Annotated in this window: 13 protein-coding genes; 1 reads left to right on the top strand and 12 read right to left on the bottom strand. The window is 66.3% G+C overall.

What is annotated here, in order from left to right; genetic code table 11:
- Positions 1-13: 13 nt before the first annotated feature.
- The 11 genes from B4F19_RS00205 to B4F19_RS00155 form a co-directional block, all read right to left on the bottom strand.
- Complete coding sequence (locus tag B4F19_RS00205) at positions 14-520, bottom strand: hypothetical protein (protein ID WP_005054597.1); 507 nt, start codon at positions 518-520, stop codon at positions 14-16.
- Positions 521-522: 2 nt separating this feature from the next.
- Positions 523-1,479 (bottom strand): hypothetical protein, encoded by a 957-nt coding sequence (locus B4F19_RS00200; protein WP_005054599.1) that lies wholly within the window; start codon positions 1,477-1,479, stop codon positions 523-525.
- Positions 1,480-1,809: 330 nt separating this feature from the next.
- Complete coding sequence (gene dnaB / locus B4F19_RS00195) at positions 1,810-3,183, bottom strand: replicative DNA helicase (protein ID WP_228179190.1); 1,374 nt, start codon at positions 3,181-3,183, stop codon at positions 1,810-1,812.
- 925 nt (positions 3,184-4,108) lie between these two features.
- A complete protein-coding gene (gene rplI, locus B4F19_RS00190) occupies positions 4,109-4,561 on the bottom strand; it encodes a 50S ribosomal protein L9 (protein WP_228179191.1) in 453 nt (150 codons plus the stop codon).
- A gap of 9 nt (positions 4,562-4,570) precedes the next feature.
- Entirely contained in the window at positions 4,571-4,825 is a 255-nt protein-coding gene (gene rpsR, locus B4F19_RS00185; protein ID WP_195692622.1) for a 30S ribosomal protein S18, read from the bottom strand.
- A 44-nt stretch (positions 4,826-4,869) separates the two neighbouring features.
- Complete coding sequence (locus tag B4F19_RS00180; RefSeq protein ID WP_228179192.1) at positions 4,870-5,364, bottom strand: single-stranded DNA-binding protein; 495 nt, start codon at positions 5,362-5,364, stop codon at positions 4,870-4,872.
- A gap of 5 nt (positions 5,365-5,369) precedes the next feature.
- Positions 5,370-5,726 (bottom strand): 30S ribosomal protein S6, encoded by a 357-nt coding sequence (gene rpsF / locus B4F19_RS00175; RefSeq protein ID WP_228179254.1) that lies wholly within the window; start codon positions 5,724-5,726, stop codon positions 5,370-5,372.
- Positions 5,727-5,927: 201 nt separating this feature from the next.
- Entirely contained in the window at positions 5,928-6,590 is a 663-nt protein-coding gene (locus B4F19_RS00170) for a TMEM175 family protein (protein ID WP_292732147.1), read from the bottom strand.
- Between the two features lie 60 nt (positions 6,591-6,650).
- Positions 6,651-7,049, bottom strand: a complete 399-nt coding sequence (locus tag B4F19_RS00165) for a DUF779 domain-containing protein (protein ID WP_292729114.1) — start codon at positions 7,047-7,049, stop codon at positions 6,651-6,653.
- Between the two features lie 142 nt (positions 7,050-7,191).
- Entirely contained in the window at positions 7,192-8,742 is a 1,551-nt protein-coding gene (locus B4F19_RS00160) for an aldehyde dehydrogenase family protein (protein WP_292732145.1), read from the bottom strand.
- A gap of 224 nt (positions 8,743-8,966) precedes the next feature.
- Positions 8,967-10,331: a GAF domain-containing protein gene (locus B4F19_RS00155; protein ID WP_292732143.1), complete on the bottom strand. Its 1,365-nt coding sequence runs from the start codon at positions 10,329-10,331 to the stop codon at positions 8,967-8,969.
- 106 nt (positions 10,332-10,437) lie between these two features.
- On the opposite strand from B4F19_RS00155, the gene cofD reads away from it, so the two are divergent.
- Positions 10,438-11,430: a 2-phospho-L-lactate transferase gene (cofD, locus tag B4F19_RS00150; RefSeq protein WP_292732141.1), complete on the top strand. Its 993-nt coding sequence runs from the start codon at positions 10,438-10,440 to the stop codon at positions 11,428-11,430.
- A 222-nt stretch (positions 11,431-11,652) separates the two neighbouring features.
- On the opposite strand, the gene B4F19_RS00145 is transcribed toward cofD, so the two are convergent.
- Positions 11,653-13,095: a CCA tRNA nucleotidyltransferase gene (locus B4F19_RS00145; RefSeq protein ID WP_228179198.1), complete on the bottom strand. Its 1,443-nt coding sequence runs from the start codon at positions 13,093-13,095 to the stop codon at positions 11,653-11,655.
- Between the last annotated feature and the right edge of the window lie 70 nt (positions 13,096-13,165).

Below are 13,165 nucleotides of genomic sequence, written 5' to 3'. Positions count from 1 at the left end.
GCGCTGTGCTCGGTCACGCTGTCTCTTCCGCGGTCGCGGTGATCAAGTGATCGAGTTGCTCGTCGGTGACGATGCCGTTGACTGTCATGTTCGGGATCTTGCCGCGCTGAAACAGGGCGAACTCGATCATCCATCCCGACGCTTTCAGGATCAGATCGCTGGTCCGCGAGAAGAGGTCCCACTGGTCGGCATCACGGAGCAGGCAGAGGCCGCCATTGGGGAGCACGTGGTACTGGGTGAAGCTTCGCAGGGTGACGTCGGGCTGCGGTTCCAAAGGGTAGAGGATTGGTGGGACCGCGGGGAAGCCGTGCCCGTACGCGACCCGCGCGCGCAGCGGCTGGTCGACGAGGTTTGACAGCCCGGCTGGTTCGGGTCGTGTGAATGGCCATACCGGGAGTGCGCCGCTGAAGTGACCGGCACCTTCGGGCGTCCACTCGAGGGCGGGGGCCACCGAACCGATGTCGTCGATCTCCTGCGCGAGACGACCCGGGTCATCCTCCCACCAGCTGCGGAGGATCAAGGTCAGCCCTGCGGGGAATCGCGAACCGGACGCGGCCCAGTCTCTCCCGCTCCACCGGGAGGCAGTACGAGCGGGAACGCAGTCCCGAAGACGGACTGCCAGTGACGTGTCGCGGCCGGCTGATCATTGGAGGCGACGGCCCGAAGCGCCGCGACGGCGTCAGCTGCTGCATCCTCTAGGGACCTGCGCAGACCGGCCACGTCCAGACTCGGCTGGATCAACCCGGAGAGCTCCGCGGGATCTTCAACGCGCAAGGAGTGCGTCGAGGCGTTGACGAAGAAGTTCTTCAACGCCTCGGGTCGGTTGTTGCTCACCGACAGGCAGTCCAACGCGAGAACCTCCATCACGAGCGACTTGACCGTGCCGGTCACATCTTCATGCTGACGCGACCAGTACTTGAGGACCCGGACCAGCGGGCGAAACAACGACCAGTCCTGCTGCCGCCGTGCGACCTCGTTGATGAGGTACTCAGGGTCTGCGAGCGACCAGCGCTCCTCCTTCTTGAACGGGATCAGGATCCCGTCCGGACGTCGCAACGCTGGCATCACATCGACAGTGAACGCGTTGTCCTGCTCCGGCGGATCGACGAAACACTTCGCGGCGCGATTGCGGTCGGCGGTGCGGATCAGGCGCACCAGCTGCGCGCGCGATCCGTGGGACACGGAGAGGAGATCGTTCACCAGATCATGGCAACGCTCGATCGCCTCTTCGGCAGAGCCCCCGTCCTCGCCCCAGTCCGGGTGCTCGTCCTGATCGAACTCGACCACGAGATCCACATCATGCACCGGCTGCAGCTGGGTGCTGCGGGCGAGCGAACCCGACCCCCACACCACCTTCACATCCGGCGCGGTCAGCAACGCGGACGTGAAGGTGTCGCGACGGTCACGGGCAATCTGCACGACCTTCACATCCGCGTCGACAACCGACTGCAGGGTAGCGAAAGACTCGAGAACCGTCATGGAGCACCTCTCCCCAGCGGCCCGGGTGCGGGCGCTGATTCAGCGTACGGCCGACCTCGGACATCTTGCGGAAGAGTCGCCGTCTCTCGTCCCGCATACTCGGCGCCCTCACGTCCGACTACATGCAGCGTTCTCAGGAACATGGCGGATCCGCCATTTGTCCGCCACTTCATCTGAGAATCCGCCATCTTCGCCGAGAACCTACACCTCGCTCCTCAGCCCAAACGTATCCGGCCGGATGCGTTCGAGGCGAGATGGAGCGAAATGTCCATATGGACACATGGTGGACATTTCGATTGCGAAATGGACAACTTCAAAAAAAACCTACACCTATCCGAAGTCGCCGGGGGCCATGTCGGCGAAGCGCGAGTAATGGCCCTGGAATGCGACGGTGATCGTGTCGGTGGGTCCGTTACGGTGCTTGGCGACGATCAGGTCGGCCTCGCCAGCGCGGGGTGAGTCCTTCTCGTAGGCCGCTTCACGGTGCAGCAGCACGACCATGTCGGCATCCTGCTCGATCGAACCCGATTCACGCAGGTCAGACAGCGCCGGCTTCTTGTCGGCACGCTGCTCGGGACCACGGTTCAGCTGCGACAACGCGATCACGGGAACCCCGAGTTCCTTGGCGAGCAGCTTCAGCGCACGGGAGAATTCCGAGACCTCCTGCTGACGCGACTCGACCCGCTTGCCGCTTGTCATGAGCTGCAGGTAGTCGATGACGACCATCTTCAGGCCGGCGCGCTGCTTGAGTCGGCGGCACTTTGCCCGGATCTCGACGAGGGTCATGTTCGGGCTGTCGTCGATGTAGAGCGGTGCCTCATTGATGCGGCCTCGGGTGGCGGCGATCGTCGTCCAGTCGCGGGAGTCGAGCGTGCCCTTGCGCATGTTCTGCAGCGGCACGGCGCCCTCCGCACTCATGAGGCGCATGGCGATCTCGCTGCGCCCCATTTCGAGTGAGAAGAAGATCGTCGGCATGTTGTTCTTGATCGCCGCGGCTCGCGCGAAGTCGAGGGCGAGCGTCGACTTACCCATCGCGGGACGAGCGGCGATGATGATCATCTGCCCGGGGTGCAACCCGTTCGTGAGCTGATCGAGACCGCTGAAGCCCGTCGGGATGCCGGTCATCTTGCCATCGCGGCCACGCGCGGCCTCGATCTCTTCGAGTGCGGCATCGACCGCGGTCTCGAGCGGCACATAGTCTTCGGCTGCCTCGGCGCCGGTGACCGAGTAGATCTCCGCCTGCGCGGAGTTGACGAGGTCTACGGCTTCGCCCTGCCCGGCGTATCCCATTTGGACGATGCGGGTACCGGCCTCGACGAGACGACGCAGGAGCGCGCGCTCCGCAACGATCGACGCGTAATAGGCGGCGTTGGCGGCGGTAGGGACGATCGAGGTGAGCGTGTGCAGATAGTCGGCGCCGCCGGCGCGCTGCAGTTCACCCGTCTTGATGAGCTCGTCGGTGACCGTGATGACATCGGTCGGCTCACCGTGCGAGTAGAGCGTGAGGATCGCCTCGAAGATCAGTTCGTGCTTGGGGATGTAGAAGTCAGCGCCGCGCAGGGTCTCGATGACATCGGCGACGGCATCCTTCGACAGCAGCATGCCGCCGAGTGCGCTCTGCTCGGCGAGGATGTCGTGCGGCGGAGTGCGCTCGTGCTCACGGGGTCCGCCGAGCCGATCCTCCGAGATGTCCGCAATCGACATGTATCCCCCTTCACTGTGATGACGTCAACCGTCGTGCGTTCACTGCCCGCGACTCGCTGGGGCGAGCGTTCGGGCTGGTTGCCGAGGCCGTACAGCTATCCGGTTTTCGCGCCGAATGCGGATCGCCTCCCCACCGGGCAGGACCACGCTAGGGATGGGGTCCGACACCCGCAACACAGCCTGTGGATAACTTTGTGGAGAAGATGCGGGAAACGCCGTGGAGCTTGTGAGAAGTGCCTGTGGACAAAGCCTGGGGGTCTACGGAAATGGGCATGCGAATATCCACCTGATCTGGGTTTTGTTTTACGCACAGATTGTGGACAAGGTTGTGGTTGAACCTGGGATTGAAGGTTCGCTTCGGGACCGTCCACTGTGTACAAACGGCGGGGATTCTCCTACCAGGGACCCCGCGAACGTGCAAGTAGGACGAGCAAAGGGCGAAACGTCCTGCAGGGGCAAGGGGGATTGTGCTTCACGCGAATCGGCGTCTGATCCCGCGCAAATCGAGCGTTCAATGACCGGCTGTTCGGGGAGCGGAGGCGAACGATGGACACGCATCCTCAGCGGATGACGTCGGCGACTCGGAGACCGGAGGGTCCACGACTCCTGCAGGTCCTGGTGACCCCGGTGACCCCGGTGACCCGGGCAACCCCAGTAACCCTGGTGAACCCGCACCCCGGGCAGCCCTGGCCAACCGGGTAACCCCGGCGGCGGGATCACCGGCGGCGGCCAGTCCGCAGCGCTGAGCGCAACGGGCCTTGCCAGCACCGGCGGCACCGCGCCGCTGTGGGGCATTGCGGCGGCACTGCTCGTCGCGGGCGTCACCGCGACACTGGTCGCCCGACGCCCTGCACGCCGCTGACGCAGAAGGGCGGATGCTGCAGACTGCGTGTCTGCGGCATCCGCCCTTCGGGGCGTCTCGCGATTACTTCGCGGCGACGACCTGCAGCGTGATCACGGCGGTCACGTCGTCGCGCAGACGGATCGTGGCCTCGTGCTCGCCGACCGACTTGATCGGCGACGTGATGTGGATCTTGCGCTTGTCGAGGTCACCAAAACCGGCGGCCTTGACAGCGTCCGCGACATCCGCGGGCTTGACCGAACCGAACAGGCGGCCTTCGGCGCCAGCCTTGATGGCGAGCTTGACCTTGTTCGACTCGAGGTTCTGCTTGAGCGAAACAGCCTCTTCGTGGTCGTGGATCGCACGAGCCTCGCGTGCAGCGCGGATCGAGGCGACCTGCTTCTCGCCACCGCGGCTCCAGGCCACGGCGAATCCCTGCGGGATGAGGTAGTTACGGGCGTACCCGTCCTTGACCTCGACAACGTCACCGGCGCTACCGAGCCCGGCGACCTCGTTCGTGAGAATGAGCTTCGACATGGGGACTCCTTAGCGGCCAGCGCCGGCGTAAGGCAGGAGCGCCATTTCGCGCGCGTTCTTGATCGCGCGGGCGATCAGACGCTGCTCCTGCACCGAAACACCGGTGATACGACGGGCGCGGATCTTGCCGCGCTCCGAGATGAACTTGCGGAGGGTTGCGACATCCTTGTAGTCGATGACGCCGACCCGGATTGCCTTTGCCGGTGCTACCGGCTTGCCGCCCTTGCGCGGCTTGCGGCGATCGCCGCTTGACTTTCCAGCCATGGGATTTCCTTACGTGTGAACGGATGCCGCGGCATCCGTAGTGCTTAGAACGGGGTGTCGTCGCCGTAGCTGCCGGGGGCAGCCCAAGCGTCGGCGTTCGAGGAACCGGGGGTCGACCAGGGCTCGTCGGCAACCTGACCGCGGGACTGGCTACCGCCACCGCCGCCACCGCTGCTCGCGGCGCGCGTGACCTGAGCTGTCGCGTAACGCAGCGACGGGCCGATCTCGTCGACCTCCAGCTCGATGGCGGTGCGGTTGTTGCCTTCGCGGTCCTGGTAGCTGCGCTGCTTGAGGCGCCCGGTCGCGATGACGCGGGAGCCCTTGGTCAGCGAGCCGGCGACGTGCTCGGCGAAGTCACGCCAGACGCTCGCGCGAAGGAACAGCGCTTCGCCGTCCTTCCACTCATTGGCCTGACGGTCGAAAGTGCGCGGCGTCGATGCGATCGTGAAGTTCGCGACCGGAAGCCCGTTCTGCGTGTAGCGCAGCTCGGGATCAGCCGTGAGGTTGCCCACAACGGTGATGACGGTTTCGCCGGCCATGACGATTACGCCTTCGCAGCCCGAGCCGGTGCGGCAGCCTTGCGGGCAGCCTTCTCTTCGGCGCGCTTTGCCTCCGACGCGACCATCGCAATGGCCTCCTCGGCACGAAGCACCTTGGTGCGCATGATCTGCTCGTTCAGCTTGAGCTGACGGTCGAGCTCCTGCGCGGCATCGCTGGTCGAGGTGAAGTTGACGACGGCGTAGATGCCCTCGGTCTTCTTCTGGATCTCGTAAGCCAGGCGACGGCGGCCCCAGACATCGACGTTCTCGATCGAGCCACCATCGTTGGTGATGACTGCGAGGAACTTGTCGAGGGTCGTGGGGACCTGGCGCTCGTCGATCTCAGGGTTGATGATCACCATGAGTTCGTACTGGTGTGTGTGCGTCACTGACCCACCTCCTTCGGACTAGAACGGCTGTCGGGCATTTCCCGACAGCAGGAGGGTGTGTGCACGTGTCCGGACTGATTCCGCATGAGCGGATGCCGGACAACCTTCACAGTGTATCGGATGCGGCATCCGCGGCCCAACCGGCCGTTCTCCGCTGCCGGTGCGGCCCGGGTCTCAGGCGCGGCGTCCGGGCGTCTCGCCCCGCATCCGCATCACCAGTGCGTGCAGTGGGCTGGTCAGGAACAGCAAGAACATCCACCAGTAGTTGAGCGTCGGGACGATGAGCATCATGAGGAGGGCGACGGTGAAGAGCGCCGTGATGATGACACCGACGATCAGCCCTTCCCGGAGCCGCGACGGCTTCTCGCGGTGCAGCTCGGGGTGATGGATGAGGTAGACGCGCGTCAGGGTCAGCATCAGGCTCGTGACGATGAGCGAACCGACGTACAAGAGCTTTTCGATCGGGTCCGGCTCGAATGTGCTGGTGATCGCCGTGGCCACAGGGAGCCACACGATCGTGAACATCCACAGGATGGTCAGCCACAGCAGGGCCTGGTTCACACGCTCGACCTTCGCGAACATGCGGTGGTGGGTGATCCAGAAGTTGGCGATGAGCACGAAGCTCAGCATGAAGGTGAGCAGGCTCGGCCACTCCGCAGCCACCCAAGCTCCCGCCCCCGACTCGGTGGCGTCGGTCACACTGTCCATGAGCGGCAGGATCAGCAGCGTCATGGCGATCGCCACGACGGCATCCGTGAATGCCTTCAGCCGTTCGGCGGATGGCAGCTCGGCATCCGCCGACCGCTGCTCGTCCGCGCGAGACTCGGCATCCGTCATGCCGCCACCGTACTACCCCGCCGCACCGCCGTATCACCGAGCGGGGGTGGGGCGGCGGAGTCAGGCCGTGCGGCCGAGGCCAAAGTACTCGAGTTCGGCGTCGTTGAGCATCCGCGAACGAATGAGGAATCTCTTGCCGGTCGGACTCTCGACGCTGAATCCGGCACCCCGGCCTGGAACCACGTCCACGGTGAGATGCGTGTACTTCCAGTACTCGAACTGCGACTCCGACATGAAGAACTCGATCGGCTCGATCCCGTCGATGTCCAGGGTCCCGAGCTTCACGTCGCTGGGTCCGGTCATGAACATGCCGACCGGGTAGCACATGGGGGCGCTGCCGTCGCAGCATCCGCCCGACTGATGGAACATGAGTGGTCCGTGCTGCCCTGCGAGTTCCCGCAGCAGCGCTGCCGCCTCCTCGGTGACCGCAACGCGTTCGTAGGTTCCAATGCTGACCATGGTGTCTCTCCCTTACGAGCCGGTGCCGAACGCAGGATCACCAGGCGCCGGCTGGGTGATTCGCCGGACGGACGGCGGTTTGATCCTGCATTCGGCACGCGGGGCGACATCCGTGACGGATGCCGCCCCGCGCTGCGTCGGTCTAGAAGAAGCCCATCGGGCCTTCGGCGTAGGAGACCAGGAGGTTCTTGGTCTGCTGGTAGTGGTCGAGCATCTTCAGGTGGTTCTCGCGACCGATGCCCGACTGCTTGTAGCCACCGAACGCGGCGTGCGCCGGGTACTGGTGGTACGTATTCGTCCACACGCGGCCGGCCTCGATTGCCCTGCCCGCACGGTAGGCGGTGTCGCCCGACCGGCTCCACACCCCGGCGCCCAGGCCGTAGAGCGTGTCGTTGGCGATGTGGATCGCGTCGTCGAACCCGTCGAAAGAGGTCACCGAGACGACCGGACCGAAGATCTCCTCCTGGAAGATCCGCATGTCGTTCGTGCCCTCGAACACGGTCGGGGCGACGTAGTAGCCACCGCTGAGGTCACCGCCGAGGTCGACCCGCTCGCCGCCGGCGAGGAGCTTGGCCCCGCCGTCCTTGCCGATCTGGATGTACGAGAGGATCTTCTCGAGTTGGTCGTTCGAGGCCTGCGCACCGATCATGGTGGCCGGGTCGAGGGGGTTGCCCTGCACGATCTTGCCGACGCGCTCGAGTCCGTCCCCGAGGAACTGGTCGTAGATCGAACGCTGGATGAGCGCGCGCGACGGGCAGGTGCACACCTCACCCTGGTTGAGCGCGAAGAACGTGAAGCCCTCGAGCGCCTTCTCGTAGTAGTCGTCGTGGCGTACGCGCGCGACATCCTCGAAGAAGACGTTCGCGCTCTTGCCTCCGAGTTCGAGGGTCACCGGGATGAGGTTCTGCGACGCGTACTGCATGATCAGGCGCCCGGTGGTGGTCTCACCCGTGAAGGCGACCTTGCGGATGCCCTTGTGCTGCGCGAGCGGCGCCCCTGCCTCGATGCCGAAGCCGTTGACGATGTTGACGACACCGGCCGGCAGCAGGTCGCCGATGAGGTCGAACAGGAACAGGATGGATGCGGGAGTCTGCTCGGCCGGCTTGAGCACGATGCAGTTGCCGGCTGCGAGCGCCGGCGCGAGCTTCCAGGTCGCCATGAGAATCGGGAAGTTCCAGGGGATGATCTGGCCGACCACACCGAGGGGCTCGTTGAAGTGGTAGGCGACGGTGTCTTCGTCGATCTGGCTCAGCGACCCTTCTTGGGCCCGAAGCACGCCCGCGAAATAGCGGAAGTGATCGATCGCGAGCGGGATGTCGGCGGCGAGAGTCTCGCGGACGGGCTTGCCGTTCTCCCACGTCTCGGCGACGGCGATGGCCTCGAGGTTCTGCTCCATCCGGTCGGCGATCTTGTTGAGGATGTTGGCTCGCTCGGCGGGAGTGGTGCGCTTCCAGCTCTGGAACGCCTTCCATGCGACATCCACCGCGCGGTCGATGTCTTCGACGGTGCCTCGCCCGACCTCGCAGAAGGGCTTGCCGGTAACGGGGGTGATGTTCTCGAAGTACTGGCCCTTGATCGGTTCGACGAACTCGCCGCCGATGTAGTGGCCGTATCGGGGACGGTAGGTGGCAACGGACCCGCGCTCGCCCGGCGCGGCGTAGACGCTCGAAACGCCCTCTTCGACGATGGTCATGCTGAGTCTCCTTCGACTGCGTCGCGACGGCCGTCGTCGCGATGGGTCGACGCTAGGTGAGGCAACGTTGCATTCCGTTGCACGGGGCTCACGGCATCCGTTGCACGTGAAACACCCCAGGCGAGTTGCACTTCATTCAGCCGAGTTGTCCCTTATCCAGCCGAGTTGTCCTGACCTGGGCACACCAACTCGGCAAGACGAACACCAACTCGGCGGGGAACGCGTCAGGGGTCGACGCGCTCAAGACGGTCGATGCGCGCGACCAAGCCGGCCCGCTTCGGAGACCTGGCAGGGAGCATGGACAGGCACAGGCGAAGCACCTCGACGTCGTCGGCTCCGGCATCCGTGTCAGCGAAGGCGAGGAGCACATCCAGGCTGGCCTCTGCCAGCATCGCTTCGCGCAGGGTCACCCGGACGGTATCGCGGAACTCCTCGACGCCGGGGGCCGCCGAGTCGGGGAGCACATCGCCGCGATAGGCCGCGAGCGCAACCCGGTGCGCGCCGCGATCAAGGAGCGAAAGCAGCTGATGCGCATCGGTCTCGAGCGGCACCGTGAGCCGGTAGGGCCGGGATTCCGGCGCGAGCGACGGCGCGATCCGCTCGAGAACCTTGCGCAGCCGAACCATCTCGGCCCGCAGCGTCGTTCCCGCATCAGGATCGCCGTACACGAGTTCACCGAGGGATTCGGCCGAGACGCCCTGGCGACGGGTCGCGAGGCACAGCAGGATCTCGGCGTGCCGCGTTGTCAGCTCACTCACCCGCAGGTGTCCGTCTGAGAGGGTCTCGAGCAGGGCGCGGTCTCGGCCGAGCACGCGAAGGGTCGCCACGACGGATGCCGAAGCCGGCCGGGCCCGCCGGGGTTTGGGTGTGTCGACCTCAACCCCGTCCGCGGCAGCGCGCGGGCCGGAAGCCCGCTCCCGCAGACGAGAGAGCAGCAGCTCACCCTCGACGGCACGGGCTGTCGCATCCACCAGCAGCTGCGCTTGGGCCGACGCGGCAGGGTCGCCTCCGGTCACGTCGATGACCCCGAGAAGGCGGCGGGTCTCGGGGTCGTGCACTGGCGCCGCGGTACATGACCAGGGCTGCACGAGCCGGTTGAAGTGCTCGGCGCCGCGGATCTGCACCGAACGATCCAGGGCGAGGGCGGTTCCCGGCGCCGCCGTGCCGACTGCCTTCTCCGACCAGTCGGCTCCGGGCACGAACCCCATATCGCCGGTGAGGGATCGCAACGTGCGGTCGCCCTCGACCCACAGCAGCCGTCCCGCGGCATCTCCGATCGCGACGATCACCCCCGATTCCTCGGCGGCTCCCGGGATCAGCAGTCCCCGGATCATGTCCATGACAGAACCGAGCGGATGCTGCGCCCGAAGCAGCTCGAGTTCTTCGGCGCTCAGGGCGAGCGGGGGAAGACCCTCGACGCCCACACGTCCGTCGCGCGAACGCCGCCAGCTCTCGCGCACGACGCCCCGCACGTCGCCGACCCGCGCATCAGTATCGTTGCCGAGCACGAACTCCTCGCGGGCGCGCTCGATGATCAGCCTCGAGGCGTCGGGGGTGGTACCCGACCCGGGGGACCACGGCGAGGGCATGGGGACTCCGATCGGCACTGATCGTGATGGGCGCGGGCGTCTGTGCGCGCCGGTGCGGTCCAGTGTAGGCGCGGCGGCGGCCGGTGTCGCCGGGTAGCGTGGCTGCGTGCGGATCACGGTACTTTCGGGCGGCGTCGGCGGGGCTCGTTTCGTGAGCGGAGTGCGCGGGTGGGCGCGGCGGGATGCCGCGGCGCAGGGCCTTCCCGACGACGACGCTCACGACATCCGCGTGGTCGTGAACACCGGAGACGACTGGTGGCTAGCGGGCCTGCGGATCGCCCCCGACCATGACTCTCTGCTGTACTCGCTGAGCGGACAGAACGACCAGGATCGGGGATGGGGTCGGCGCGACGAGACGGAGCGCGTCGCGTCAGAACTCCAAACCTGGGGTGTGACGCCAGAGTGGTTCACCCTCGGGGATCTCGACCTCGGTGTGCACATCGCGCGCACCGCCTGGCTTCGGGGCGGAGTGCCGCTCGGAGAGGTCTATCGCCGACTCGGCGCGCGCTGGCAACTCGGGGCGACCCTCGTTCCGGCGACCGAGGATGAAATCGATACCTACGTGCACACTGCCGACGGTCAGCGTATGCATTTTCAGGAATGGTGGACGCGGCACCGCGCGAGCATCCCGGCGGTGAGGTTCGAGAACGCCGACATCGAGAGGGCGCGGCCAGCCAGCGAGGCCCTCGACGCCGTCGCGGATGCCGACGTGATTCTTCTCGCGCCCTCTAACCCCGTCGTCTCGATCGGGCCGATCCTCGGTATCCCGGGGATGCGCGACGCGCTCCGCGCGGCATCCGCTCCCGTCGTCGGGGTCGCACCGGTCATCGGCGGTCGGGTCGTGCGGGGCATGGCTGACGCCTGCCTCACGGCGATCGGAGTCGATACGGATGCCGCCGCCATCGCCCGCCACTATCGCACCCGCCACGCGGGCGGCGTGCTCGATGGGTGGCTTGTCGCCGAAGAAGACGCGGCATCCGTCGCCGGGCTGACCGCGGACGGCATCGCGTCTCGCGCGGTTCCGCTGTGGATGCGGGATGCCGACACCTCGGCCACTCTCGCCGGCGACGCCATCGCGCTCGCGCAGAACCTGCGCTGAGGCTGGCGCCGCACTGCGGGGATCAGCTCACCCGCCCGGTCTTCTCTTGCCGCAACACGCCGTGTTCCTCTCCGAAGGCGCGGCGTGTCGCGACAAGTGTGCGGGGCAAGCGCCGGTCCCGCAGCGATTCACTTGCCCCAAACCGCGCAGTGCGCCAACGCTCCACGGCGTGTTGCGGCAAGCGAAGCCGTTGCGCCGAACCGACGGCGTGAGCCCGGGGGATCAGCCCCGGGCCGCCCACCAGTCCCGCAGGCGCTTCTCGGCCTCGGCCTCGCCGAGCACTCCCTCATCCAGCCGCAGGTCAAGCAAGAACCGGTAAGCCTCGCCAACCTCGCGGCCGGGACCGATACCCAGCACCTCCTGGATCCGGTTCCCGTCGAGCTCGGGGCGCATCGCGTCGAGCTCCTCCTGCGCGGCAAGTTCAGCGATCCGTCGCTCGATGTCGTCATACGCGGATGCCAGACGCGCTGCCTTGCGCTTGTTGCGGGTCGTGACATCGGCGCGGGTCAGGATGTGGAGGCGCTCCAGTTCGTCGCCGGCATCCCGCACATATCGCCGCACCGCGGAGTCGGTCCACGCCCCCTCCGCGTACCCGAAGAACCGCAGGTGCAGCTCGATGAGCGTCGTGATCGTGTCGATCGTCGCCGCATCGAACCGCAGCTCCTTCAGGCGCTTACGCGCCATCCGCGCACCCTTGATGTCGTGGTGGTGGAACGTCACACCGCCGCCCGGCTCCAGGCGGCGCGTAGCGGGCTTGCCGATGTCGTGCAGCAGCGCAGCAAGCCGCAGCGGCACGTCGGGCTCGGCATCCGGATGCCGCTCGTGCTCGAGCTCGATCGCCTGACGCACGACCGTCAGCGAGTGCTCGTAGACATCCTTGTGGTGGTGGTGTTCGTCGATCTCGAGCCGCAGCGCCGGAACCTCGGGCAGGAACTGCTCCATCAGCCCCGTCTCGACAAGCAGACGGATGCCGCGCAACGGGTCATCGGTCTGCATGAGACGCACGAGCTCGCCGTGGATCCGCTCAGCGCTGACGATCCGGATGCTCTCGCGCAACCGCTGCATCGCCGAAACCGTCTCGGAATCGACGTCGAACGACAGCTGGGACGCGAACCGGGCGGCGCGCAGCATCCGGAGCGGATCGTCGCCGAAACTCACCGCGGGATCGGCCGGAGTTCGCAGTCGCTGTGCGAGGAGATCCTCGACTCCGCCGGAAGGATCGACGAGCTTTTGCGACGGAACCCGCAGCGCCATGGCGTTCACAGTGAAGTCGCGGCGCACGAGATCACCTTCGAGCGTGTCACCGAATTCGACAGTCGGTTTGCGGGTAACCCCGTCATAACTGTCGGCCCGATAGGTCGTGATCTCGACCTGCTCGGCACCTCCACCGGGAAGCGCAATCCGCGCCCCGATCGTGCCGAAATCCCGCCCGATGTCCCAGTGCGCCGTGCTCAACGGCGCAACAATGCGCAGGATGTCGTCGGGTCGCGCGTTCGTCGTGAAGTCGAGATCGTGCGTGGTTCGGCCCAGCAGCGCATCGCGCACCGGACCGCCGACGATCGCGAGTTCGAAGCCCGCTTCCTCGAACGCCGCCGCAACTGCAGCGACGACGGGAGAGGTGGCGAGGGCGCCCAGGCGCGCGACACCCTCAGCCATGTTCAGCATGGGACCGAGCCTACCGGTGGGGGTCCGTGGACTCCGCTGCGCGTAACCCCCGTTACTTTCTTTGTAGCCG

Origin of the sequence: Microbacterium sp. UBA1097, from assembly GCF_002313585.1 — a bacterium.
In the GTDB taxonomy this organism is placed as follows: domain Bacteria; phylum Actinomycetota; class Actinomycetes; order Actinomycetales; family Microbacteriaceae; genus Microbacterium.
The sequence above is the reverse complement of the archived record's forward strand: the minus strand, read 5'-3'. Positions and strand labels throughout refer to the sequence as shown.